Origin of the sequence: Wansuia hejianensis, from assembly GCF_014337215.1 — a bacterium.
Classification (GTDB): Bacteria; Bacillota; Clostridia; order Lachnospirales; family Lachnospiraceae; genus Scatomonas; species Scatomonas hejianensis.
Window position 1 is genome coordinate 2,756,016 of the sequence record NZ_CP060635.1, and the last position, 23,630, is coordinate 2,779,645.

The 23,630-nt window shown below is 49.1% G+C and carries 21 protein-coding genes and 1 riboswitch; of the genes, 7 read left to right on the top strand and 14 right to left on the bottom strand.

Going from position 1 to position 23,630, the window contains the following annotated elements:
* Positions 1 to 66 precede the first annotated feature (66 nt).
* On the top strand, positions 67 to 1,824 hold the full coding sequence (locus tag H9Q79_RS12840) for a DUF885 domain-containing protein (protein ID WP_118648085.1): 1,758 nt from the start codon (positions 67 to 69) through the stop codon (positions 1,822 to 1,824).
* Between the two features lie 107 nt (positions 1,825 to 1,931).
* On the top strand, positions 1,932 to 2,525 hold the full coding sequence (locus tag H9Q79_RS12845) for a cytidylate kinase-like family protein (protein ID WP_118648087.1): 594 nt from the start codon (positions 1,932 to 1,934) through the stop codon (positions 2,523 to 2,525).
* A 165-nt stretch (positions 2,526 to 2,690) separates the two neighbouring features.
* Here H9Q79_RS12845 and H9Q79_RS12850 read toward each other — a convergent pair whose 3' ends face one another.
* From H9Q79_RS12850 to H9Q79_RS12865, 4 genes are all read right to left on the bottom strand, one after another.
* Positions 2,691 to 3,320, bottom strand: coding sequence for a cobalamin B12-binding domain-containing protein (locus H9Q79_RS12850; RefSeq protein ID WP_118648089.1), 630 nt, complete (start codon positions 3,318 to 3,320; stop codon positions 2,691 to 2,693).
* A 37-nt stretch (positions 3,321 to 3,357) separates the two neighbouring features.
* Complete coding sequence (locus tag H9Q79_RS12855) at positions 3,358 to 4,965, bottom strand: ASKHA domain-containing protein (protein ID WP_118648091.1); 1,608 nt, start codon at positions 4,963 to 4,965, stop codon at positions 3,358 to 3,360.
* A 92-nt stretch (positions 4,966 to 5,057) separates the two neighbouring features.
* A complete protein-coding gene (locus H9Q79_RS12860; protein ID WP_118648093.1) occupies positions 5,058 to 5,690 on the bottom strand; it encodes a cobalamin B12-binding domain-containing protein in 633 nt (210 codons plus the stop codon).
* Positions 5,691 to 5,786: 96 nt separating this feature from the next.
* Complete coding sequence (locus H9Q79_RS12865; protein WP_249328457.1) at positions 5,787 to 6,590, bottom strand: methyltetrahydrofolate cobalamin methyltransferase; 804 nt, start codon at positions 6,588 to 6,590, stop codon at positions 5,787 to 5,789.
* Between the two features lie 140 nt (positions 6,591 to 6,730).
* On the opposite strand from H9Q79_RS12865, the gene H9Q79_RS12870 reads away from it, so the two are divergent.
* Positions 6,731 to 8,263, top strand: coding sequence for a PucR family transcriptional regulator (locus H9Q79_RS12870; protein ID WP_249328458.1), 1,533 nt, complete (start codon positions 6,731 to 6,733; stop codon positions 8,261 to 8,263).
* A 603-nt stretch (positions 8,264 to 8,866) separates the two neighbouring features.
* Here the strand turns inward: H9Q79_RS12870 and H9Q79_RS12875 are convergent.
* Together H9Q79_RS12875 and rd are read right to left on the bottom strand one after the other, a co-directional pair.
* The gene (locus H9Q79_RS12875; RefSeq protein ID WP_249328459.1) at positions 8,867 to 11,401 is read right to left on the bottom strand and encodes an FAD-dependent oxidoreductase; all 2,535 of its coding nucleotides are present in this window, start codon (positions 11,399 to 11,401) and stop codon (positions 8,867 to 8,869) included.
* Between the two features lie 70 nt (positions 11,402 to 11,471).
* Positions 11,472 to 11,633, bottom strand: coding sequence for a rubredoxin (rd, locus tag H9Q79_RS12880; protein WP_249328460.1), 162 nt, complete (start codon positions 11,631 to 11,633; stop codon positions 11,472 to 11,474).
* Positions 11,634 to 12,065: 432 nt separating this feature from the next.
* On the opposite strand from rd, the gene H9Q79_RS12885 reads away from it, so the two are divergent.
* From H9Q79_RS12885 to deoC, 3 genes are all read left to right on the top strand, one after another.
* Positions 12,066 to 12,803, top strand: a complete 738-nt coding sequence (locus H9Q79_RS12885; RefSeq protein WP_249328461.1) for a Sir2 family NAD-dependent protein deacetylase — start codon at positions 12,066 to 12,068, stop codon at positions 12,801 to 12,803.
* Positions 12,804 to 12,988: 185 nt separating this feature from the next.
* Positions 12,989 to 13,780: an inositol monophosphatase family protein gene (locus tag H9Q79_RS12890; RefSeq protein ID WP_249328462.1), complete on the top strand. Its 792-nt coding sequence runs from the start codon at positions 12,989 to 12,991 to the stop codon at positions 13,778 to 13,780.
* A 46-nt stretch (positions 13,781 to 13,826) separates the two neighbouring features.
* On the top strand, positions 13,827 to 14,465 hold the full coding sequence (deoC, locus tag H9Q79_RS12895) for a deoxyribose-phosphate aldolase (RefSeq protein ID WP_118645476.1): 639 nt from the start codon (positions 13,827 to 13,829) through the stop codon (positions 14,463 to 14,465).
* An 18-nt stretch (positions 14,466 to 14,483) separates the two neighbouring features.
* On the opposite strand, the gene H9Q79_RS12900 is transcribed toward deoC, so the two are convergent.
* From H9Q79_RS12900 to H9Q79_RS12935, 8 genes are all read right to left on the bottom strand, one after another.
* Positions 14,484 to 14,756 carry a DUF3795 domain-containing protein gene (locus H9Q79_RS12900; RefSeq protein ID WP_118645478.1) on the bottom strand — a complete coding sequence of 91 codons (273 nt, stop codon included), beginning with the start codon at positions 14,754 to 14,756 and terminating at the stop codon, positions 14,484 to 14,486.
* A gap of 23 nt (positions 14,757 to 14,779) precedes the next feature.
* Positions 14,780 to 15,421 (bottom strand): GyrI-like domain-containing protein, encoded by a 642-nt coding sequence (locus H9Q79_RS12905; protein WP_118645480.1) that lies wholly within the window; start codon positions 15,419 to 15,421, stop codon positions 14,780 to 14,782.
* Positions 15,402 to 16,334 (bottom strand): helix-turn-helix transcriptional regulator, encoded by a 933-nt coding sequence (locus H9Q79_RS12910; protein WP_249328463.1) that lies wholly within the window; start codon positions 16,332 to 16,334, stop codon positions 15,402 to 15,404. Before H9Q79_RS12910 ends, H9Q79_RS12905 begins: the two co-directional genes overlap by 20 nt.
* 25 nt (positions 16,335 to 16,359) lie before the next feature.
* Entirely contained in the window at positions 16,360 to 17,118 is a 759-nt protein-coding gene (locus H9Q79_RS12915; RefSeq protein ID WP_249328464.1) for a YoaP domain-containing protein, read from the bottom strand.
* A 145-nt stretch (positions 17,119 to 17,263) separates the two neighbouring features.
* The gene (locus H9Q79_RS12920; RefSeq protein WP_118645486.1) at positions 17,264 to 17,791 is read right to left on the bottom strand and encodes a spore maturation protein; all 528 of its coding nucleotides are present in this window, start codon (positions 17,789 to 17,791) and stop codon (positions 17,264 to 17,266) included.
* Positions 17,792 to 17,870: 79 nt separating this feature from the next.
* Positions 17,871 to 19,139, bottom strand: coding sequence for a nickel-dependent lactate racemase (gene larA, locus H9Q79_RS12925; RefSeq protein ID WP_249328465.1), 1,269 nt, complete (start codon positions 19,137 to 19,139; stop codon positions 17,871 to 17,873).
* Between the two features lie 90 nt (positions 19,140 to 19,229).
* Complete coding sequence (locus H9Q79_RS12930) at positions 19,230 to 20,762, bottom strand: ABC-F family ATP-binding cassette domain-containing protein (protein ID WP_249328466.1); 1,533 nt, start codon at positions 20,760 to 20,762, stop codon at positions 19,230 to 19,232.
* 371 nt (positions 20,763 to 21,133) lie between these two features.
* Positions 21,134 to 22,072, bottom strand: a complete 939-nt coding sequence (locus H9Q79_RS12935) for a LysR family transcriptional regulator (RefSeq protein ID WP_249328467.1) — start codon at positions 22,070 to 22,072, stop codon at positions 21,134 to 21,136.
* Positions 22,073 to 22,144: 72 nt separating this feature from the next.
* Positions 22,145 to 22,334: riboswitch (cobalamin riboswitch) on the top strand.
* Positions 22,335 to 22,456: 122 nt separating this feature from the next.
* Here H9Q79_RS12935 and H9Q79_RS12940 point away from each other — a divergent pair.
* Positions 22,457 to 23,623, top strand: coding sequence for an ABC transporter substrate-binding protein (locus tag H9Q79_RS12940; RefSeq protein ID WP_118645496.1), 1,167 nt, complete (start codon positions 22,457 to 22,459; stop codon positions 23,621 to 23,623).
* The last annotated feature ends 7 nt before the right edge of the window (positions 23,624 to 23,630 follow it).

A 23,630-nucleotide genomic window follows, 5' to 3' on the forward strand; every position in this document is an offset into this window, starting at 1 on the left:
AATCAGGGTACTTTCCAATCCCGTAACCTCATAAACTGTGAAGAAAGAATAAACTCTGGTGCTGCTATGAAAAAACTCCCATCTCGTAAATATCTGTTCCCTATACCGCTGGCTTTTATACTATTAGGCGCCCTGTTCCTGCTGGTCAGGTTTCTGACCGGCGATACCGCTGAGGACCGCCGTTTCGAGGCATACACGAAAGAACTTTTTACCAGTGAAATCACCTCGACTACCATGAACCTGCATTACACTCTCGCTGACCCGGCGGCAAACGGAATAGAAGAATATCCCATCTCCCTGGGTTCGGCAGCAGCCTCTGATTCCAATCTGCAAGCTGCGGAAACAGCTCTTGCCGAACAGAAGGAATTTCTCTCTTCTATTGATACATCCAAGCTCAATGATGAGAACCAACTGATCTACCAGATCATCGTCCAGGAGCTGAAAACCCAGGAATCAGCCAAAGGCCTGGATCTGCTCCAGGAATACCTGAGCCCCTCCCTGGGGGTACAGGCACAGCTTCCCATTCTTCTATGTGAATACACCTTCCGCACGAAACAGGATATTCTGGACTACATGGCTCTCCTAAAAGAGGTCCCTGAATATTTTTCCCAAATCTTGGACTTTGAACGGGAAAAATCAAAAAATGGGTATTTCATGAATGATGCGGCTGCCGATGGCGTAATCGCTCAATGCGCCTCATTCATAGAAAATCCCGATCAGATCTGCCTGGAGTCCGTATTCCGCCAGAAGCTGGATAGTTTCCAGGGACTCAGCGAAGAAGAGCATTCCTCCCTTCTCCAGTTACATACAAAGCTCATCTCATCCTGTATCATCCCAGCCTATCAGTCTCTGATCGACGGCCTGGCAGAGCTCAAAGGAACCGGCATAAACGACCGGGGGCTGGCAGGACTAAGAGGCGGCCAGGAATACTACCTCTACCTGCTCCGTTCACAGGTAGGTACATCAGATTCCGTCGACACCATCCGCCAGCGCATGATCCGGCAGCTCTTATCTGACTCCGAGGAAATGCAAAGCATTTTATCCTCAGATCCCTCTCTTCTGACCTCAGACAGCATCTCCTCAAGCTCCCAGACGCCGGCTGAAATACTGGAAACCCTCCAGGAATGTATACAGACTGACTTTCCGGCCCTGGCACAAACGGACTATGAAATAAAGTATGTGGATGAATCCCTGGAGGATTATCTGAGCCCCGCCTTCTATCTGACACCGCCTGCCGACACCTCCAGCCCAAACGCAATCTATATTAACCAGGCTTCCTCCATGGAAGGGATCGAACTGTTCACCACCCTGGCACATGAAGGCTTCCCCGGCCACCTGTACCAGACTGTCTATTTCGCCCGGACGAATCCCCAGCTGGTCCGTTATCTCTACGTCCCCAGCGGTTACGTGGAAGGCTGGGCCACTTATGTAGAATCCTACGCTTATTCCTATGCCAGCGGCAATCCCTCACTGACACGTCTCCTGTGGCTGAACCGCTCTATTAACCTGTGCCTCTACTCCCTGCTGGACATTGGCATCCATCACGATGGCTGGACGATGGCTGAAACCTATGCTTTTCTAAAACAGTTTGGCATTTCTGATACGGCCACCGTTTCTAAAATATACGAGTACATTATTGAAACACCGGCAAATTACCTGAAGTATTACTATGGATATCTGAATTTCCTGGATATCAGGGAGGCAGTCCGTCAAAAAGAGGGCGATCACTTTTCACTGAAAAAATTTCACGAGCAGGTATTAGAGCTCGGACCCATGCCCTTCGATATCCTGCGGCAGCAGCTGGGTGTCTCCGCTTCCCAGTAATGCCGCGAAACAGCTTACATGGTTCCTCAGGGCCGGCCGGAAGTTTTGAATGACATTCCGGTCAGTTCTTGTTATAATGAAAGCAGAGTACGAAAGGGGGCTAAACTATGATCATATGTATCGCACGGGAATATGGAAGCGGCGGCCACGATATCGGCAAACGCCTGGCAGCCAATCTGAATATTCCTTATTATGACCGCAAATTAATAGATGCCGCAGAAGATATCGGCCTGAAACGTTCCATACTGGAGAAGGCCGACGAAGCCAAGGCCAATCCTCTGCTGAATACTCCCCAGTACAATGTTTCAGAGATCCGCTTCCGCGGCCTTTCCGCCAACGACATTGTATATCAGCTTCAGAGCGAGTGGATTTATGAAACCGCCAACAAAGGCTCCTGCGTGATTGTAGGACGATGCGGGGACTATGTGCTTGAGCAGACCGGGGTTCCCCATCTGAGCATTTTTATCACGGCGCCCTTCGATGACCGTGTGAGCCGTGAGATGAAGCGCCATCAGCTGAGTGAGAAAGACGCCGTTGCCCTGGTGAAGAAAATGGATAAACAGCGCCGGTCATATTATAACTATTACACAGACCGCACCTGGGGTGATCCACATAATTATGATCTCTGCATTAACAGCACTACCTTCGGCATCGAACGGGCAGCGAAACTGCTCACAGTCTTCGTCCGGAATATCGAATAAACAAATCAAACCTGCAAACAAAAAACTGATACACAGCGGCCATTCTCATAAGACCGCTGTGTATCAGTTATGTATACTCCTGATCATACCATGCTTCCTGTCTCCTGCTGAGCCTGGGAACAGCTCTCTGCGCCACAGGGTATCCCAGTATTGACAATCTTTACATTAAACAAAGGTTCTCGCGATTTCCGCAGCATCGACTGCATTTTCCGTATAAGCATCTGCCCCTATCTGACGGGCAAATTCCCCCGTAACAGGGCCTCCGCCCACCATGACATGAAACTGGCTTCTGTTCTCCATCTCATTCAGGCACTGGACAATATGCCGCATTTCCGGAAGGGATGTGGTCAGCAGGGAAGAAACACAGACAATCTTCACATCCGGGTGATCCTGCACCGCCTGCACAAACCGCTGGGCAGATACATCCACCCCCAGATCCACCACTTCAAAACCGGAACCCCGAAACATGATCGCAACAATATTCTTACCTACATCGTGCAAATCACCTCCGGCAGTTCCTACAATTGCTTTCCCATTATTGCCAAAACGGCCGTCCTCAAGAAGAGGCTCCAGCTGTTCCAGACCTGCCTTCATCGCTCTGGCACAGGCCAGAACTCTCGCTATATCACTGTCATCATCCTGAAAATTGATCCCCATCCGGCGCATCGCCTTCAGAAGTCCATTATCTAATAAATCTGTAGCTTTTTCACCGCTGTCCAGAGCTTTCTGAACCAGCTTCGCAGCCAGGCGGGGCTTTCCCTCGATCACTGCTCTCTGAATTTCATCGTAAGGCATAAGATGGCCTCCTGGTATTATTTCCAGTACTATCTTATCACCTTTCTACGGCTCGTGCAAACTCTAATTCATCCACAAAGGTATCCTGGAAACAACTTTCTGTCGCCAGCTCTATGAATTCAGCCTTTTTGGCCATTTCACAGGCATACTCGTACTCTCCCCTGTTCACAACAGCCAGCTTCGCGCCCTCACCGGCCGCATTGCCAATCGGGATAATTCGTTCTCGGAGCTCATAGGGAATTAAGCCGATTTCGCAGGCATTCTCAGCGTCCATATAGTTGCCGAACGCCCCTGCCAGATAGACCTGCTCAATCTCTTCCGGGCGGATCGAAAGCTTCGCTGCCATAATCTGAATACCTGCCGCAATGGCGCCTTTGGCCAGCTGCACCTCACGGATATCCTTCTGGCTGATATAAATATCAGTTCCATTGGCAGATTCCTCCGCAGGAACCAGTACAAATACGGGCTTTCCATCCTTTTCTTTCAGCCTGTAGGCCTGGCTCTTGGCAAATTCATCTTCCAGATCTTCTTCCTCGCAAAGGCTTCCATAATTATCTATAAATCCGTAACGGATCATAAACGCCAGTATATCGATCAAGCCAGAACCACAGATCCCTATGGGTCTGACATCCTCTATCACTTCCAGCTTCAGCTCATGATCCTCCACCGTTATATGGCTGATTGCCCCTTTAGAGCCACGCATGCCGCACTCTATCTTGGCGCCCTCAAAAGCAGGGCCTGCCGCCGTTGAAGTAGTCACCATATGATCTCTATTGCCCATCACGAGCTCACCATTGGTCCCAATGTCTATCATAAGCGTCATCGGCTTCAACTGGTCAAATGCTACTGAAAGCATGCAGCCCACCGTATCAGCTCCCACAAAACCCGCAATATTTGGCAACATCACCAGCTTTCCCCCATCCGCGATACGGATGCCATTCTCCGCGGCATCCAGGATCATTCCATCCTTTACAGCAGGAAGATACGGTGCATGAACCAGTGAATCCGGAGAAATCCCCAGGAACAGATGATGCATACAGGTATTGCCCACTATGGAAACCTGCAGGATGTCCTCACGGCGAACCCCGGCCTCGGCACAAGCCTGGCCGATCAGCTGGTTCAGGGCCTTCTGCACAACCTCCTGCATTTCCCGCCCTCCATGCTCAAGCACATAATTGGAACGCGAAATAACATCTGCACCAAACTGATGCTGAGGGTTCATCATGCTGGCAATTCCCTTTTCCGCCCCTGTACGCCCATCCAGCAGATAACCGACAATCGTCGTAGTCCCGATATCAAAGGCCATCAGATAAAAAGGCAGGTCCTGTCCCCCTTCCGGACGGCTCACTCCGGGAGCGACCTCAATATTTCTTGAAAAACCGTCTGTCAGGATTTTCTGAATCTTCTCCTGATACATGGTATCTACCTTCATATCACAGGTCACTGGCGTCTGGCAGGCCAGAACAACGCCCGTCTTAACACCTGCCACTATATTCACTTTACATTTTCCACAATTCCCTTTACCGCCGCAGGGTGCATCAGGTTCTAATCCAGCCATTTGCTCGGCTGCCAGAAGTGTCGTCCCCTCTTCTACTTCCAGTACGAGATTTTGGGGCAGAAAGGTAACAGTATATGTTTTTTTCATAGATGGTTTACCTCTTTCAGAGAACTTTCCCGTGTAATAGAAACACCCCGCGCAGACTCTGCAGCACGGGGTGCGAATTCTTGATCTTTTAATTATGCTAAGGATTTAGCCAGAGTTGCTGCAGATGCTGCATCCTCTGAATATCCGTCTGCACCGATTTCATCAGCAAATGCCTGGGTGATCGGGGCACCGCCTACCATGATCTTGATGTTGCTGCGGAACGGAGCTCCGTTCAGAGCAGCTACAGTATCACGCAGAGACGGCATAGTAGTTGTCAGCAGAGCGGACAGAGCAACAATCTTGCAATCCGGATTCTCGTTAACAGCAGCGATAATCTTGTCGATCGGAACATCAACACCCAGGTCGATTACTTCAAATCCAGCAGACTCGATCATCATAGCTACCAGGTTCTTACCGATATCATGCAGGTCGCCTGCAACAGTTGCGATGATAACTTTACCAAGAGCTCCTGTGGAACCACTGGAAAGATGGGGTTTCAGAACCTCAACGCCAACCTTCATAGCTTTTGCAGCTACCAGCATCTCCGGAACGAAGATTTCGTTGTTTTTGAACTTCTCGCCAACAACGCCCATAGCGTCGATCATACCTTTGTTCAGGATCTCTGCGGGATCACATCCGTCATCCAGAGCAGCCTGTACAGCAGCACCGATCTGTTTTGCTTTACCTTTTTCAACTAATGCAGCAACTTCATCAATCTTTGACATAACCTTTTTCCTCCATTTTATATGTTTTAATTATTGAATATATAATATAATCTTCTTTCCGCCGAAGATCATATTAAGCATGTATTATGACCGGAATCATTTCTTCGGTCCAAACAGCCCGTCTCTGTATGCTTCGATATACTCCATACAGAAATCATCCAGACCCAGCATCGCTTCCGTAGCCAGGATAATTCCCAGCAGATCACGGTTGGTCGGATCTAGGATGGCGCTGTCAAGTCCGGCTTTCATGGCCAGAACAGTGAAGCTCATGTTCAGCAGCTTACGAACCGGCAGGTTAAAGGAAATATTGCTGACTGCGGCCGTAATATGAATGTCCGGATACTGGCTCCGGATCGTTCCGATTACTTCTTCATTCATCGCAATGCCATCCTCGGAGGTGCAGAGCATCTCTACCAGCGGATCGATATGCAGACGGCTGGGCTTGATACCGTACTCTTTTGCTTTGGCCATGATGTTGTTAAATACTCTCAGACGGTCTGCAGCTGTCTTCGGGATACCTGTATCATCGCTGCAGAGTGCAACCACCTGCCAATCGCTGTCCGCGATAACCGGGAAAATTTTGTCTACCTTGTCGCCCTCCATGGATACGGAGTTAATCAGACCGGGACGTTTACAGAATTTATATGCCTCCATCAATACGTCGGGGCTGGGGCTGTCTACACTGATCGGAAGATCGGTCACTTCCTGAATGCAGTCAATCATCCATTTCAGGGTCTCAACCTCTTCTGCCTCCGGCACAGATGCGCAGCAATCGATAAAGGTTGCATTCGCTTCTGCCTGTGCGATGGCACGCTGCTTAATGAGATCTGCATCCCTGTTTGCTATTGCTTCCGCTACAGAAGGGATGGAACCATTAATTTTCTCACCAATAATAATCATATTTCAGTTACCTCCGGTTTTATTTATCAAAAATACATTGACTATATTATAACAAAAAAATAGTTCTGCCAGAATCCGCAAAACTATTGACATTTCCATCCCTTTTTCCTACAATGTGTATGAAGATCGGAGGATCACCTATGAACTTAAGTGTGAGATTAATTATAAATTTTTTAAAGCAATCATATGCTTTGCAATACAGAAAGAATCTGCCCAATACCCTGAACCTGGGCCGCCCGGTCTTTCTGACCAATCAGGATCACTGGCCCGGAGGCCACGTCTGCATCTGTGAATCGATCCCGGACCATCTGCTAAGCGAACCACTTCCTGACGATATACTGGTCCTGCTTTCACCCCGCGCTGCCTCCGGCTATCACTCTGCTTCCAACAAATTGTTTGAATTACCGGATCTGTGCAGCTTACCTGAATTATTCAACCAGCTGCAAAGCCTTTTTGACAAATATGACAGCTGGGATAACTCTCTGAAAGAGCTTATAAAGAACGAAGGAAATATACAAAACCTGCTGGATATCAGCTTCCCCATCTTTCAGAACCCGCTGCTCCTGCGGGCGGCTGATTTTTTCATGCTCTCCTATTCCAGCATCATAGACGAAAACCCCGGCCTGACCCACCTGATCGATCCCAATTATTCCTTCGATACCCTGACCACCAGTAAACTCGATCCATATTACAACGAAGCCAGAAATTATAAAGAGCCCTTTTTCCTGCCAGAATATCTTTCCGGCTCCCGCGAGCTATGCATCAATCTTTTCCAGCACAGGATATTCTCCCACCGGCTGATTCTGGTAGAAGCTCTGGGGGAGATAACCGAAGAACTGGCTCCCCTTCTGGCGCACCTGGCTGGCTACGTACAACTGATTCTGGTTCACTCAGACATGGAAAATATCGGTGAAGGATATTCTCTGGAACACCTGCTCAGTGATATTATCAGCGGAAAAGAAACAGATTATTCCATAATCGACAGCCATCTCTCAGAATTCGGATGGACCTCCGCCCATACCTACTGCTGTATGAATCTGAAAATAGCCTCCCTGGACCAGCAAAACCTGACCAGCAAATACTTGTGCCACCATTTTGAAGAAATTGTTCCCGGCTCCTGCGCATTCCGCTATGAAGATGACCTGGTCATCTTCATCAACCTGACCCGCTACGACGGTTCTGTCGACCAGCTGCTGAACAACACCGTCCTCTTCCTCCGCGACAGCTTCCTGAAAACAGGCGTCAGCAACCCAGTCAAGGGAACCATGGATCTGCTCTATTGCTATCAGCAGTCCAAGATCGCCCTCGACATCGGAAGTAAATACCAGAACTACCGATGGGTACATCGGTTCGAGGACATCTCCCTCTATTATCTGATGGAAAGCTGCACCAGAGAACTGCCGACCCACATGGTCTGTTCCCAGAAACTGCTTACCCTGAAAGCCTACGACATCAGGCACCACTCCGAATACTGTGAAACCCTGAAAATATACCTGGAAACCCACCTCAACGCCGTCCAGGCCTCCCGCCGTCTCTTCATCCACCGCAGCACCTTCCTCTACCGCCTGGACAGAATCAAAGAACTCATCAGTATAGACTTTGAAGACGAAGACATGCTTTTCTACCTGATGATGTCATTCAGAATGCTCAGCTTACGCAGAGACATATCATAAATTGGGGTTTTGGGTGAGGGAGTGTGGATACCCGGACGAAAAGCAGCGGGAGACCTCCAGGGGCTGCGGCCTGCCGGACAGACTGGGCTTCGGGTTGAAGTAGTTCTAAGCATTCCGACGGCTCCTCTCCGGAGGGACCGGGGTAAGTCGCCCAGAAAACCGATGTTTTCTGAGCTCCGTACCCCTCGAAAATTGTGCTTGAAGCACAATTTTCGCCCTCCTGCGAGAAGCCGCCGGAATGCAAGAACTACTAACAACCCTGCAGAGGTCTGCCCAGCAGGCCGCAGCCCCTGGAGATCTCCCGCTGCTTTTCTGGCTGTTCCAGACGGTACAATGGCCCTCGCCAGAGGGGGAACCCCGATGGTTTCAGACGGTAGATTTTGATATGCAATAAAGAAATACTGGCGCCACCAGGCCACAATCAGCCAGTGATTACTGTCTGTAACCATACCGATGACACTTTCGGAGAACCTGGGCGAAGCGTTTTAGATCACCAGAAAGGGTGGGAGGAGGCGGGGCTCCGCCCCTGTTCCGCCCCGCCTCCTCCCACCCTTTCGTCCGGGTATCCAAACCGCCTCCCCCTCACCGACCATTTGGAAGCAATTACTTAAACATCTCGTGGAATGTTTTTTTCTTTTCCATCGCCTCTGTGATTTCTCCTATCCGCGATGTATCTCCAATCAGGATTGCTCCGCACAATCTGTTGTTGAAGAAATAGTATTTTTCATATTGTTTTTTGCCCATGTCTTTGAATTCTACCTGACGGTACAGAAGATCCGGTTTTTTGCCGTTGTCTCCTATGGCGTACAGGGAGGTGTTCATTCCGTTGAAGGTCAGCGCTGCGGGTACGGTTTCGTAAGTCAGCTTTTCTCCGGCGGCATTTGCCCCGGCTACCGTTCCCTGTTCAGAGGCCTCCGGCCAGATCGCATAATTGATTCCTTCATACTGGGCGCAGTCCCCGCAGGCGTAGATGTCCGGCAGGCTGGTTTCCATTCTTTCATTTACTACAACAGCGCGGTCTGTGGCGATTCCGGCTTCTGCCGCAATCTTTGTACTGGCTCTCACACCGGCGGATACGATGACCAGGCCGGCAGGATATACGGTGCCGTCTGCCAGGCGGACGCCGGTCACATGGGAGTTTCCCTCAACGGACGCAATAGTTACTCCGGTGTGAATGGATATTCCGCAGCTTTCACTGATCGTCTTTAACAGTTTTCCTGCTTCTTCATCTAGCTGTCTTCCCATGAGCTGGGGTGCTAATTCAAGAACTGTCACGTCACAGCCGGACTTTTTAAGTTCCCACGCCGCCTCCAGGCCCAGTACCCCGCCGCCGATCACAACCGCCTGTTTTACGGCCGGCAATAGCTTCTCTATTTTTATCACATCGTCCATGCGCCGGATCGCTATTACCTCTGGTTTTTCCCATCCTTCAATGGGCGGGATGAAGCATTCGGAGCCCAGAGCGTATATTAATTTATCATATTTCAACCGCATGCCGTCGTTCAGCTCAGCTTCCTTTTCCTGTACGTGAATCGCGGTCACGGTTTTTCCAAGCACCTGATAGATCTTATTTTCTTCATACCAGGACGGGTCCTCCATGGCGATCTGGTCAGCCGACAATTCGGCCAGAATCGATTTCGTCAGCATCGGCCTGTTATAGGAAGGGTAAGGTTCATTAGACACCATCACGATAGAACCAGTCTTATCCCGCTCCCGGATAGCCTTCGCCGCATGCAGTCCGGCAGCGCCATTTCCCAGGATCAGATAGAACTGCTCTGTATCATTCCGGTAATCCGTTGAAGTATCTTCAACCTCAACAAAGTTTTCCTTCCCCACCCCGCAGACAGGACATATTTCCAGAGAAGCATCGAAAATAGCACCGCACACCAGGCACTTAACCAGCTTTCTCGGCCCTGTGGATTTTTTCGGGTTTTCTTTATCCAGAAGGGTACAGCCAAAATTATATCCATATTCGTAGGCTTCTGTCAGTTCCACTTCACTGGGCTTGAAACGCACGCGGAAAGGCTCCATTGTTTTCATTTTTAGCTGTTTCAGCCGTTCCATGATGTGAGGGACTCCTTCACCGCTCCAGCCATAGCTTCCAAATGCGCTGGCCAGCTTGCCGCCATGGGTGCCGGCAAAAATAGATGTGGTCAGATCCCAGATTGGTTTCAACGCCTCGCCCACGATTGTAGGTGTTCCAAACAATATGCCGTCCGCAAACAGAAGTTCATCCAACACCTTCGCCTGATCTGCCTCCACCAGGTCATAGAGACGCACGTCCACATCCCCACTGTCGCGGATTCCTTCCGCAATGCGTTCTGCCAAGCTGCCTGTATAACCATAAGCGCTGACATACGGCATAATAACGGTTTTTTTCTGATTTGGATTGACCACCGTACTCCACTCTTCATAGAGGTTCATGATATAGTCAATCTTCTGGGTCTGATCCAGCACAGGCCCATGCCCCGGGCATATCATGGAGACATCCATTTTCTTCACCCTGTCCAGCGCCTTTCGCATATAAGGCTTGAATGGCCCGATAATACAGTCATAATAGTATTTTGTAGCGCGCAGGTAGCCGTCCATATCAGTTACCTTACTAGCCAGGACGTCTTCAAATCCATAATGGGACCCAAATGAATCACAGGTTACCAGAATCTGTTCTTCCTCAATATAAGTATACATAGTGTCCGGCCAGTGAAGGTTCGGCACGATCAGAAAACGGAAGGTCTTATCCCCAATCTTCATTTCCTGGTTATCCTTTACCGGAATCGAGCAGAAATCCCTATTTATAATCTGCTTTAAAAAGCTGATGGCACAGCCTGTCGCAACGATCTTCATCTGCGGACTGCAGTCCAGCAGGTGCTCTACGCTGCCTGCGTGATCCGGCTCCGTATGATTGACGATCAGATAATCAATCTTCGATACGTCGATCACTTCTTTTAATTTTTCCAGGTATTCATCAAAAAACTTTTCCTTAGCCGTTTCAAACAGAATCACTTTATCTCCGGCTTTCAGGACATAAGAATTATATGTGGTGCCAAATTCCGTATACATGATGATATCAAACACTCTCAGTTCGGCATCCACAATGCCCGTCCAATAAAATCCCTCTCTTAACTGCAATGTCTTCATATTATTCCTCCAATGGCGCGGCGCTGTAACATCCGCGCCCTCCTAATGCATCAAGGCTCCCTGATCCTGACTAATCTACAGGCCTGAATTCTTCTTTTCCCACACCGCAGACAGGGCAAATCCAGTCATCAGGTATCTCTTCAAACGGCGTACCGGGCTCAATACCTCCATCAAGATCTCCAAGCTCAGGATCGTAGATATAACCGCAGGGTTCGCATTCATATTTTTTCATAGTTGTAGGTCCTTTCTGTCTTTAAATAATATTAGTAATTGTTACTATAATCATTATATACCAGAACTTTCCTATTTTCAAGCAGAAAACAAGAATATTTTTATTATTTCCCACACCCTTCAAAACATTCACGCTGTTTGATTTTTATGGTAAAATTCCACAAATTTCCTATACTATTTATCGTTTTTATATTATAATAATACTAACACAAATCCATTACAGTTGCCTGTATACCCTGTCTGCATCCAATGCTGAAAATCAAAGCGATGGTTCGCTGTGCGTATACAGTCTGAACTGTATACAAATCCCGCAGCCGGGGAACAGTCTATGCTGTACTGCAAAGCATGCTCTGGAATATAACAAAACCATACTTTTTGCGGGACGGTGAACAGCTTATGCTGTTTCACTCAGTATTGAAACGGGGGTGTTTTCATGTCAGCAAACCAGATTTTCTATCTAAAACAGATCATTGAGGACAGCAGCTATACCGTAGCCATCAGCGGCTCCCGCATGTTGGAGGAATGTGGGATTTACAGTCTGAAATCTCAGGATCTGGCCTTTAAACTCGAATCAAAATACGGTTTTTCACCGGAACGGATGTTTACTAATATCTATTTCACCAACCGTACCTCACAGTTTTATAAATTTTTTCGGGAAGAAATCCTTTCTGTCCCTTCTCTCCCAGGTCCCTCCGCCTACGCTTTGGCTGCCATGGAGCGCGCCGGCAGGCTTCAGAGCATTATCACCGGCAACATTTATGACCTGGAACAGAAAGCAGGCTGCAAAAATGTCATACACCTGCACGGGACCCTAAATTACTTCATCTGTCCTCACTGCAAACAGAAGTATACCCGTGAGGAAATCCTGAACACCAAGGGTGTCCCCCACTGCCGGAGCTGCGGAACCACCATACGGCCGGAGCTGTTGTTTTTCGGCGAAATGATAGACAGCCATCTGATGACACGCACCACCCGCGAGATCGAAAAAGCCGATGTGCTACTTTTGCTGGAGACAACAATAGATTCAGAGCTGTATGCCAATTATATCAAATACTTTTCAGGCAGTAAGCTGGTCATCATCCATGAAGAAGAGAACAGGCTGGATTATAGGGCTGACCTGGTCATACTGGACCGGCCGATGAACGTGCTTCCGGCTCTGGGTTATCAATAAACTGTCTTGCCTTTGTAGACCATCCCAGATATAATAACTCCAGAGTATCCCGTAACTCATGCCCCCGCCCGATAGGGCATGTATTGCGGGGTGCCCTGCGGGTATGAATACGGATCTGTTAACAAGCTGCAGGCGGAGAATTCTGCCGGGCAGGATTCTTTTTATACACAGAAAGAAGGTATCGTATGCAGAACTTCAGCCAGACGCAGCTGGACCGGCTGGCGGATATCGTCCGCAAAACCAGACCCCTTTTTGAAAACACTGAACTGCTCTCCTCCGTACATCAAAAAGGCCAGGCAGATTTTGTCACCGACGTTGATTATCAGGTACAATCCTTCCTGCTCTCCGAACTGGCGGCGTTCCGCCCGGATATCCAGTTCATGGGAGAGGAAAAAGACAACAGCAACATAGATTTCAGCGGACTGGTCTGGATTCTGGACCCTGTGGACGGAACTACCAATCTGATCCACCGCTTTCGCCAAAGCTCCGTTTCCCTGGCGCTGGCAGAAAATCACACGATAATCGCCGGCATCATCTACAATCCTTACACCGACGAATTATTCTCCGCCCTGAAGGGCTGCGGCTCATCCCTGAATGGACAGCCTGTCACTGTCAGCTCTTGCGCCTCATTATCCGATAGCCTGGTATCTGTCGGAACCTCGCCCTACATTCATGATTACGCAGATTGGAACTTCCGCAGGGCAAAGGAGATTTTTCTGCGTTGCCAGGATATCCGCCGGCTCGGCTCTGCCGCGCTGGATCTGGCTTACGTCGCCTGCGGGCGTACAGATGGTTTTTATGAAATATATCTGTCTCCCTGGGATTATGCGGCAGGCCTGCTGCTGATTGAAGAAGCCGGCGGCAGGGTTACCGATTTCTCCGGCAATCCGCCAGACTGCTCTGCACCGTCTTCCATTCTCGCTACGAATGGCAGCGTACATGAAGAATTGAGGGAGCTGCTGGTACAGCACCCGTAAATCATAACGTCAGCAAACATTCATTATTAAAAAGGAGAACTTTCATATGAATATCGCCCCCAAAATAGATCATACCATGTTAAAGCCAGACGCCACCTCAGACACCATCCGGCGCTACTGCCGCGAGGCCCTTCAATACGGATTCGCTTCCGTATGTGTGAATAGCTGCCAGGTACCGCTTGTGGTGTCAGAACTGGCCGGTTCCGAAGTAAAGACCTGCAGTGTGGTCGGATTTCCACTGGGCGCCATGTCAACTGCCGCAAAAGCCTTTGAGGCAGAATGCGCGGTAAAAGAAGGCGCCTCCGAAATCGATATGGTCATCAATATAGGCGCCGTCAAGGATCACAATTGGGATCTGGTACAAAGAGATATCGCTGCGGTTGTGGACGCATCCAAACCGGCTGCCGTAAAAGTAATACTCGAAACCTGTCTTCTGACAGATGAAGAAAAGGCAAAAGCCTGTGAGGCCTCCGTGGCCGCCGGCGCCGCCTTTGTAAAAACATCTACTGGTTTTTCTACAGGAGGCGCTACAACAGAAGATGTTTCCCTGATGAAAAAGACCGTAGCCGGGAAAGCTCTGGTAAAAGCCAGCGGAGGAATCCGCACGCCGGAGGACGCCCAGGCCCTTCTGGAGGCCGGAGCCGACCGGATCGGCGCCGGCAACGGAATTCCCCTGCTGGGCTAAACACTTTCATCCGGCAGTTTATTGCGGGCAGGGCTTTTCCCCTGCCCATTTTCTGCAATGCTCCAGCCTCGGAGCCGGATCAAAACCCATATCGGCTCCCATCGTCGCTTCCATGGTACAGGGAAACTCCTCACATTCCCCGCAATGATTCAGCCGCCTGGATTCACAGCAGCTCTTCACACCGCAGTCCCCTCCCCAAAAAGTTTTTTCCATCGTAACACAGCCCGTGCAGTGTACTTCTTCTTTTCTCTCACATTCATCACAGCAAATGCCACATCTTGACTCATACATCTCCAGTACCTCCTTTTGACTTTTTATTTGCAGACTTTTTTCACCGGAAGGCGCAGAACCGTTCTCAGACGTTCCGGCGCTGTCCTTCTGGGATCACCCAGGTATATTTCATGGTGCTTCCGGGACTCCGTATAATCTGGCACGCAGCCATTCTCCGCAATAAACTGCTCCAGCCTTGACAGAGTGGCCGGTTCATCGTCATAGGGTCCGGTATGCATGACCTGGCAGCAAAGTCCTTCTGTCCACCTGACAAGCCTTGTGCGGTCAAAATTGAGCTCTGGTTTCTTTTTTAGCAGCTTTTGCTTCGCTTCTTCAAACACGGCCTCTGTCACGAATTCTGGCTGACGGATCATAGAAATCCAGTAAAATCCATCCTTTCTGGTAAAATCCACGCCGTCTTCCTCCCGCATCCACCATAATCCTTCCAGCGGCGGCACCACATATTCATAATAGCCCTCCGGCTGGCTGCCGTCCATCTTACTCATTTTTATGGAATAAGACAGCCCGTACAATATTTCCAGTGCATCCTTATATTCCTGGCATACGTTTGGATTCCCACGGCCTACTGCCTGGATAAAGGTCATTTCCGGCACTTCGAGGAATGCAGGTGTTTTTTTCGGCAAATAAAGATCTTTATCTGTCTTCTTATAATCCCACTTCTCCATTGTTTTTCCCTCCATATTTTTTCTTCAGCCTTTTTCCGATCCTGCGCAGCTCCCTGCGGAACTCTGCCGGTTCCAGCAGCTCTGCCTTATCCTCAAAGGTCAGGATCCAGCTTACAATCCCGTCTCTGTCATGAAATCCAAAGGAAAACAGAAGCTTCCCGTCCGCCTGTACTTCAAAGCTGTCCGGCCCGAACTCTTCCACCAGACGCCATTTACACTCCGGTTCAAACAATGCCCTGACCTGATAATTCTCAGAAAAAACCCCAACAGGCGGCGGCTTCGGCAGCGGAGCGGCCCGCCTCTCAAACTTTTCTCCCGCTGCTTTCAGCTCTGTCATCCTGTTCAGCTTGAACAGACGGAATTCCTGCCTGTCCATGCACCAGCCCCAGACATACCAGCTGCTCCACTGGAAGACCAGATCATAAGGTTCCAGCTGACGCCCACTTTCCCCCCTGGGTGAACAATAGGTAAAAGAAACCCTTTCCGACCGTTCGATTGCTCTGTGAATCAGCTCTATCTTTGGCGCAAGAGAAGCCTTATACCAGGATGACAGGTCGATTAAGATATGCTGGTCACCCGTCATCAGTCCGCTGGCTCCCACCGACAGCTTTTCCATCAGCTGGGCATACCGGTTCGTCCCGCTGACGCTGTCAAGACTGCGGAGTCCTGCCAGGATTGCCTGCATCTCAGAAGAGGTCAGCAACGTCCGGTCTATCCGGTAACCTTCCATAATGGAGATACCGCCGTTGGCACCCTGTAAGGTTGTAATGGGTATCCCTGCCTTAGACAGATCTTCTATGTCCCTGTTAATGGTCCGGCGGGACACTTCAAATTTTTCCGCGAGATAGGGAGCCGTCACTCTCTCCCTCTGCAGCAGAATGGACAGAATCCCAATCAGCCGGTCTATCTTCATCCGCGCACTCCTTTCCCCGGCTGCTTCAGCCGCCGGCCAGCTTTTCCGCCAGCGCCAGAAATTTCTTAACTGAAAGTATTTCGTTGGTAATAAATTTCCCGTCATAAAACATGGAATACGACGTCGCTGCACACGGGGCATTCTGAGCCGCCTCGCACCGGTCAAGCAATATGCTCCGGAATGGAATTCCCATATCGTGGGCTGCCTCCTGCACCAGGGGCACATATTTTGCAGTAAAGGGACACTGGCAGGTATAATACAGCTCAAATCCACAGCCCTGGGTCTGCGGCCGCCTCGCCTGTTCCCGGAATAAAGGCGCCGGTGCATCTTCCCCAAACGGCAGATACAAGAGCTCAAAATACGGCTCCGCCGTATCCGCAACCCGGAATCCTCTGTGCTTCAGATATCCAGGGTCCGACAAAAACGGCATTTTCTTGAGTGAAGACAGAACTGCCAGTCCCAGCTTTCCCTTCTCCCTGCTGTCCCGGATACAGGAATCCAGAAGAAGGTTGGAATTCCCTTGGCCTTTTAACTGTCCTGATACCCAAAAGCAGTTAATATACATATACCCAGCCGCCGTCACCGGCGCCCAGGCATACTCCGCCGGAATATACTCAATAAAGCATTTTCCTCTGACATTCCCCTTCAGAAATACCAGGCCTTCTGCCAGCCGTTCTGCCAGCCAGGCTTTTTTAGACTTCACCTGACAGTCCTTATTATTAGAAATTGCGCAGCAAATGTGTTCTCTTTCCAGATTTTCCTCAGTAATCTGTATCAGCTCCATTCTGTCCTCCTTAACATAGTTCACGGCAGCCCGCAGCACCTGCCCCTGACGGGGTGGGGAAACAGTTCGCCCTGTTCCGTACGGTACTGATTTTCATGTGTGATCTTCATCCTAACACAGAGAACACGACATCAGTATGTCATGTTCATCCGCCCATTCCTACCAGCAACACACTGGCTACAATACCCGCCGTCATAGCAATGAGCGCGCCGGCCAGCGTGTACCTGGTTTTGCTCACCTTAGCGGCCACAAAATAGACCGACATAGTGTAGAAGACTGTTTCCGTACAGCTCATCATCAGAGAGCCGATGGCTCCGATCTGGGAATCTGTACCGTATTGCTTGAAAATATCCAGCAAAAGGCCCGTGGCCGCGCTTGCCGAAAACATCCGTACAATCGCCAGCGGCACCAGCGCGGCGGGAAATCCCAGAGGTTCTGAAACTCTTCCGATCAGGCCTGCAACCATATCCAGAAAACCGGAAGCCCGCAGGACGCCTACCGCCACCAGAAGGCCAACCAGCGTCGGAAGGATCTGGACGACCGTCTTCAGGCCATCCCCGGCTCCTGATACAAAATCATTATAAATGTTTCTCTTGGATATCAGCCCATAGGAAACTATATAGAAAATCAGGCATGGTATCAAAAGATCCGATAGAATATAGAGAATTTTCATGATCATTCCTTGCTCGTCTTTTCTATATTGTATGTACGGACCGGAACCATATTCCCTAAGGCTTTACAGAATTATACCGTCAGTCCTCCGCCACCGGAATCATCACAGGCCCTTCCGGCATAATGCTGACGGCTGCTTCAGGACCCGTCAGCCTCATCGCCATAGCCAGCCCTGCGTCCAGGTCCGGTGCCTGCTCTAAAAATATAGATTTTAAGACTTCCGTATCAATGGAACGGTTTACCAGAATTACATGTGTATCCTTCAACACTCTTGCAAGGATCTGCACCTGCCATTTATCCACCTCCACAGGATACGCAGACATTTTTTCATACAGCTCTTCCGGGCTGCAGCAGCTCGCCAGCAGCCTGCTGAAGCCCTCATGCCCGATTCCATCCCGGCACTCGGCTGCGATGACGATAACCCCTCCTTTTTTTACAGCCTGCCCCGCCACCTCTATTCCCTTTACCACCTGATACAGGTTCCGGTCCAGCGGATAGCCATTATTCGTCGTAATTACAATATCTGTTCTCCTGACCGGTACAGACATGGTATTTTTCACGTATTCGCACCCTCGTTCATGAGCTTCAGCCGGATCTCCCGCAAATGCGGCAACAATCTGTTTCCGTTCATTCAAAGCCACATTCAATATAAAGCCAAGGCCCGCCAGACGGGCCGCCTCACAGCATTCCTGATGAATCAGATTTCCTTCCAGGCAGGCGCCGCGGGAGTGGCGGTCCGCAATATTATGAGGGTTGTGATTCCGAAGGATCGTCGCCTCCCCGCTGACACCCGGCAGGATACTCTTTCTGCCGCCGCTGAATCCCGCGAAAAAATGGGCTTCTATAAAACCCTCCGCCAAAATCAGATCCTGTTCCTTCAAAACCCGGTTGACCACCAGCTCGTTGCCCGTACTCATCTTGCCCAGCGAAATCAGCTGTCCCCCGTCTCTCGCATTATGATTCAATACCCGGTAGTTCCTGCAGATCTCTTCACCCAGCTGCTCTTCCTGTTCCTGTGAAGTCATACTTCTGTGAAGGCCGGTCGCGATCAGGATCGTAACTTCGTACTGATCCGCAGGCCGGTCAAAAGAATTCAGGATCAAGGGCAGCGTGATCCTGCTCGGCATGGGACGTGTATTGTCATCTGTAATAATCAGAATTTTCTTAGCACTGCGTGTCAGCTCTTTCAGCGAAGGACTGCCAATCGGATGCTCCAGCGCCTCTCTCACAATCTCCTGCTCCGTTTTTCCTGGTTCTATGCACTTCGCTTCAATTTCCTGCACCACCATTCCATCCGGCAGATGAAGCGGCAGGGTCTCCTGCCCAAAGGGCAGTCTGATTTCTCTCATTTCACTCCCCCTAATCTCAGACAATTTAAGTTCTTTCATTATACTCTTTTCCTTCACCCAGGGCAAGCAGGCTGTAACACAGATACGAATTCAGCTCATTTCTAATAAACCCTTTTCTGTAAGGCAGTATCTTTTATCACAGACCTCCTCCATATACTTCCTGTCATGGGAAACACTGATGACCGCTCCCTGATAGTCTTTCAGCGCGCGCCGTATGACCGGCCCGGACAGCGGGGAGAAATTGCGGGTGGGTTCATCCAGGATCAGCACATTGCAGCCGTCCAGGCTCATCCGGAGCAGCAGAAGCTTCGCTTTCTGACCTCCGGAAAGCTGGCAGGCCCTGTGCTCCATCTCATCCGCCGTATATTTCATGCTGCCCAGATAGGTACGGATCCGGCTCACTTCCTCATGGCTGCCAAAGCTGCACAGAAAATCTACAGGTGTCTTCTCCATATCCAGAATCTCACTGTAGTCCTGAGGCATATAGGCCGCTTTTATATCCCTGCGCCCCAGCAGTATTCCTGCAATTTCTTTTAACAGTGTTGTTTTCCCTATTCCGTTCTTTCCCGTAATACAGATTTTTTCAGGCCCTGTGACTGAGAGGCTAAGGTTCTCCGCCAGCACTTTTTCTCCGAGAACGATCCGGGCGTCATGGAGCTCCAGAATCCTTTTGCTAGCCGGCAACTGCTCATCTGTTCTCAGCTTCAGAAAAATGGCTTCCTCCACGTCAGGTATGTCAGTCAGATTCTCCTGCTCTCTCGCAAAACGCCGTTCCAGGGCCTTTACCGCATGCATCTTCTTCTTCAGCAAGGCTCCGCCATGGGGGTTCTGTCTGGAAACAGACTTCTGCTGATGTTCAACCTTCTGCTGGATTTTCCGGAACCGCTCCTGCTGTTGTTTCCATTGACATATTTCCCGGCGGGCCATGTGTTCCTCCCGTGTCAGGCGGGCTGCACGTGCAGAAACATATTCCTCATATCCCGTTCTCACAACTGTATAGCTGGCAACGGTCTTCCTGCGGCTCTGCTCCAGGTGTATGATCACATTTGCCGTGCGCGCCAGCAGCGTTTCATCATGAGATATATACATGACTGGCAGTCCGCACGTATTGATAAAGTTTTCCATCCACGCGAGCATATCCAGATCAAGGTCATTGGACGGCTCGTCCAGGAGCAGTACATCCGGACGTTCCATCAAAAGCCGGGCAAACTGCACCTTTACCTTTTCCCCTCCGGAAAGGCACCTCATTTTCTGGTCAGAATAGAGAAGCTCCGCCTCCAGCGAAAGCCTCCCGGATATTTCAGCAATTTCCCTGGGAGACAGGCTGTAAAAATCATAAAAACCCTCACAATATTCCAGCACTGTCTTCTCCAATTCAGATTCATCCAATTCCTGGGCAAGATATCCTGTCCGAATCCCGTTTTTCAGTATCTCGCCTGTATATTCCACATAAGGGCAGGCTGGATATTCTTCATGGATCAGCCTCAGCAGCGTTGATTTCCCGTTCCCTTCTTCACCGATCACCGCCGCTTTTTCCCCCTGGTTTAAAACAAAAGAAAAATCCTGAAGCAGTATGCGGAAATCTGTCTTATGTGTAATCGTCAGATTCTTAATCTGCAGCAATCCCTTCACCTCCTAAATCACACAGCAGGACAAAAAAGCCTGCTTTCAGATATATACCGGAAAGCAGACTGTACAAACCCAAACCCTGAGCAATATAAAAGTAAACTTATATAAAAACAGGCAAGATACAGACAATCTATCTCCGGCACATAAACAGCAAGTGCCGCACGCGCATGCAAACCAGACCCTGCGGGCACCTCTAGCTGTCTACATAGCGCATTCATAGATTATCTGAACATCTTACCCTCCTGAATTCTATATTTGAAAATACATTCCTGTATTTTCCCTGTCGAGGCACATTATACCACACAATTCTCCGAAGATCAAATATGTATCAGGTTTCCTGGCTGTAACACATAGACGGATTCAGGTCATTTCTGTCCTGAGGCTATAAGATTACGAATATCCCGTTTCAGATAGCTTAAAAACTTCTCACCCAGCTGGCTGACCGTGCTCCATTTCCGGTGCAGGTAACCCAGATGCAGATAACCGATCTCATGCTTCAAAGACCGGGCCACGACCTCTCCCGTTCCCTTATGAAAAGCGTCCGCATTGCTGTTGGTCAAATCCGGCCCGATGCTGAAGCAGTCTGTATTCCGCACCAGGGCGATTTTCGTGCAGCGGTCGCTGACATGGACATTTTTGCTCAAAAGCTTATAAAACAACGGTTCTTCCGAAAAATGAGAAGTTTCTATCTCCTGGTCATAGGTCACAAAAGGATATTTTTCCAGATCTTTCAGAGTCACCTCCGTTTTTTCTGCCAGCGGATGAGACTTCCGAAAAAACACGAAATTATTGACACAGGCAACCTCTGTGAATTCAATTTCATAAGATACCAGCAGCTTTTCCATCGTTCGCAAATGGGATTCCTGTATCGCCAGAATTCCCAGCTCACTTTTATTGCCAGCCACATCGTGTATCACCGAATTGGTATCACACTCACGAATCGCCATATCGTACGTGTCAGTATCCGCCTCCTTGAAAAGCTCTATAAACGCCCGGACTGAAAACGGCAGGTGCTGGGTGGATACGGAAAAGCGCATGGGAAGAGATTTCCTGGAATGATAGCGCTGCTCCAAATACTGAGTCTGCTCTACAATTTCCCTGGCATACCTGATAAAGTCTTCCCCATCATAAGTCAGCGTCACCCCGCGGTTTGTCCGCTGAAATAATTCCACCCCCAGATCCGTTTCCAATTCTTTTAGAGCAGCCGAAAGAGTGGACTGAGAAATAAACAGTTTTCTCGCCGCTTTGGACAGGGAACGGCTGTCCGCGATTTCTAATATATATTTCAGATTTTGTAAAGTCATCTTTCTCTCTCCTTTACGATTATATTATCAATAAAATTGATGACTAGCAATAGAAAATTCGAAAGCGGGCGCTTATTGTAATCAAAAAATACGTATGCTATAATATATATGTACAAAATATTTCATGGAATTCGGTCTAATGCCGAAGCGGTGCCGCCACTGTAGGACGGAGCTAATGCAAGTATGACACTGGAATTTTCCGGGAAGTCTGCAAAAGTGATGATGTCGAGCCAGGATACTTAAATATTTTGTGATATCCCTCTATTTAACGGACCATTAGATGGGGGTACAAAAGAACAGAGCGGACTGTTTTTTTATGTATCCTTTTCTCAAAGAAAAGGATTTTTTTATTGGTTCAAATACAGAATGAGAAAGGAAATAACTATGAACAAAGCAATCAAAAACAGGACACTCGCCGTGGTATTATCCGCCATTTTGGTCGGCGCCACTTTCTGCGGTTGTGGGAAAACCGCAGAAAAAACGGATACATCTTCAAGTTCCGTAACCAATGATTCCTCTGCGCTTACAGATAGCTCCATATCTTCTGTCTCTTCCGATGATAATAATTTTCGGACCGTTACCGATGCAGCAGGCAATGTGGTAGAAGTTCCTGCGAACATCACGAAGATCGCCGTTACACCTCTGCCCTGGTCTTCTGTCATTTACGCAATTGACGGGAGTTCTGAGCGTATCGCAGCACTTAATCCCGGCGCCTTGGGCGGAACTGCCTACAAGGGACAGTTCTTTGAAATCCTGGATCCCTCCTATGGCTCTATTAACAGCACCGCCATCGGAAAAGATTTTTCCATCAACATGGAAGAAATCGTCAAGATGGGTGTCCAGGCCGTAGTCATCTGGGATTATCAGGAGGATGAAGCAAAACAGTTGAAAGAACTGGGAATCGCCCCTGTTATGGTAAAAAATGAAACCGTTGAAGAATTGCAGAGCAGCTTCCGGGCTGTGGGTGAGCTTCTCGGAAAAGAAGACCGCGCCCAGCAGTTTATCGATTTATATGGAAATATATATAATGAAATCCAATCCTATCAGGATCAGGTATCCTCCGCGGAAAAACCAAAGGTTCTCTATCTGAGAAATTCTGATTTGAAACTGCAGGGCAATGACAATTTTATAAAAGAAGCTCTGGAGCTGGCCGGCGCAGACAATGTGGCCGCCGACAGTTCAGAAATCACTATGGAGGATATTATCCAAATCAATCCTGATATTATCCTTTTAAGCTGGTTTGATGATTTTACTCCTGACGACTTGTACAACAACGCCATTGACGGACAGGACTGGAGTTCGGTAAAAGCCGTACAGGAAAAACGGGTATACAAGACACCCATCGGCATTTACCGTTATGACGCCCCCGGCGTGGAAACCCCGCTCATGATGGAGTGGCTGGCCACTATGATTCAACCAGAAATTTTTTCTGACATTGATATAAAAGCGGAAATAGCAGACTATTATAAAACATATTTTAACATTGATCTGTCGGAGGAAAATCTGGCACAGATTCTCTGTACAGAGATGAATAAAAACAGCGCGTCTTAAAAAGGAG

Bases quoted from the DNA above. Each gene is read 5' to 3' on its own strand.
- H9Q79_RS12840 (WP_118648085.1), top strand. From the start codon at position 67: ATGAAAAAACTCCCATCTCGTAAATATCTGTTCCCTATACCGCTGGCT.
- H9Q79_RS12845 (WP_118648087.1), top strand. From the start codon at position 1,932: ATGATCATATGTATCGCACGGGAATATGGAAGCGGCGGCCACGATATC.
- H9Q79_RS12850 (WP_118648089.1), bottom strand. From the start codon at position 3,320: ATGCCTTACGATGAAATTCAGAGAGCAGTGATCGAGGGAAAGCCCCGC.
- H9Q79_RS12855 (WP_118648091.1), bottom strand. From the start codon at position 4,965: ATGAAAAAAACATATACTGTTACCTTTCTGCCCCAAAATCTCGTACTG.
- H9Q79_RS12860 (WP_118648093.1), bottom strand. From the start codon at position 5,690: ATGTCAAAGATTGATGAAGTTGCTGCATTAGTTGAAAAAGGTAAAGCA.
- H9Q79_RS12865 (WP_249328457.1), bottom strand. From the start codon at position 6,590: ATGATTATTATTGGTGAGAAAATTAATGGTTCCATCCCTTCTGTAGCG.
- H9Q79_RS12870 (WP_249328458.1), top strand. From the start codon at position 6,731: ATGAACTTAAGTGTGAGATTAATTATAAATTTTTTAAAGCAATCATAT.
- H9Q79_RS12875 (WP_249328459.1), bottom strand. From the start codon at position 11,401: ATGAAGACATTGCAGTTAAGAGAGGGATTTTATTGGACGGGCATTGTG.
- rd (WP_249328460.1), bottom strand. From the start codon at position 11,633: ATGAAAAAATATGAATGCGAACCCTGCGGTTATATCTACGATCCTGAG.
- H9Q79_RS12885 (WP_249328461.1), top strand. From the start codon at position 12,066: ATGTCAGCAAACCAGATTTTCTATCTAAAACAGATCATTGAGGACAGC.
- H9Q79_RS12890 (WP_249328462.1), top strand. From the start codon at position 12,989: ATGCAGAACTTCAGCCAGACGCAGCTGGACCGGCTGGCGGATATCGTC.
- deoC (WP_118645476.1), top strand. From the start codon at position 13,827: ATGAATATCGCCCCCAAAATAGATCATACCATGTTAAAGCCAGACGCC.
- H9Q79_RS12900 (WP_118645478.1), bottom strand. From the start codon at position 14,756: ATGTATGAGTCAAGATGTGGCATTTGCTGTGATGAATGTGAGAGAAAA.
- H9Q79_RS12905 (WP_118645480.1), bottom strand. From the start codon at position 15,421: ATGGAGAAGTGGGATTATAAGAAGACAGATAAAGATCTTTATTTGCCG.
- H9Q79_RS12910 (WP_249328463.1), bottom strand. From the start codon at position 16,334: ATGAAGATAGACCGGCTGATTGGGATTCTGTCCATTCTGCTGCAGAGG.
- H9Q79_RS12915 (WP_249328464.1), bottom strand. From the start codon at position 17,118: ATGGAGCTGATACAGATTACTGAGGAAAATCTGGAAAGAGAACACATT.
- H9Q79_RS12920 (WP_118645486.1), bottom strand. From the start codon at position 17,791: ATGAAAATTCTCTATATTCTATCGGATCTTTTGATACCATGCCTGATT.
- larA (WP_249328465.1), bottom strand. From the start codon at position 19,139: ATGAGAGAAATCAGACTGCCCTTTGGGCAGGAGACCCTGCCGCTTCAT.
- H9Q79_RS12935 (WP_249328467.1), bottom strand. From the start codon at position 22,072: ATGACTTTACAAAATCTGAAATATATATTAGAAATCGCGGACAGCCGT.
- H9Q79_RS12940 (WP_118645496.1), top strand. From the start codon at position 22,457: ATGAACAAAGCAATCAAAAACAGGACACTCGCCGTGGTATTATCCGCC.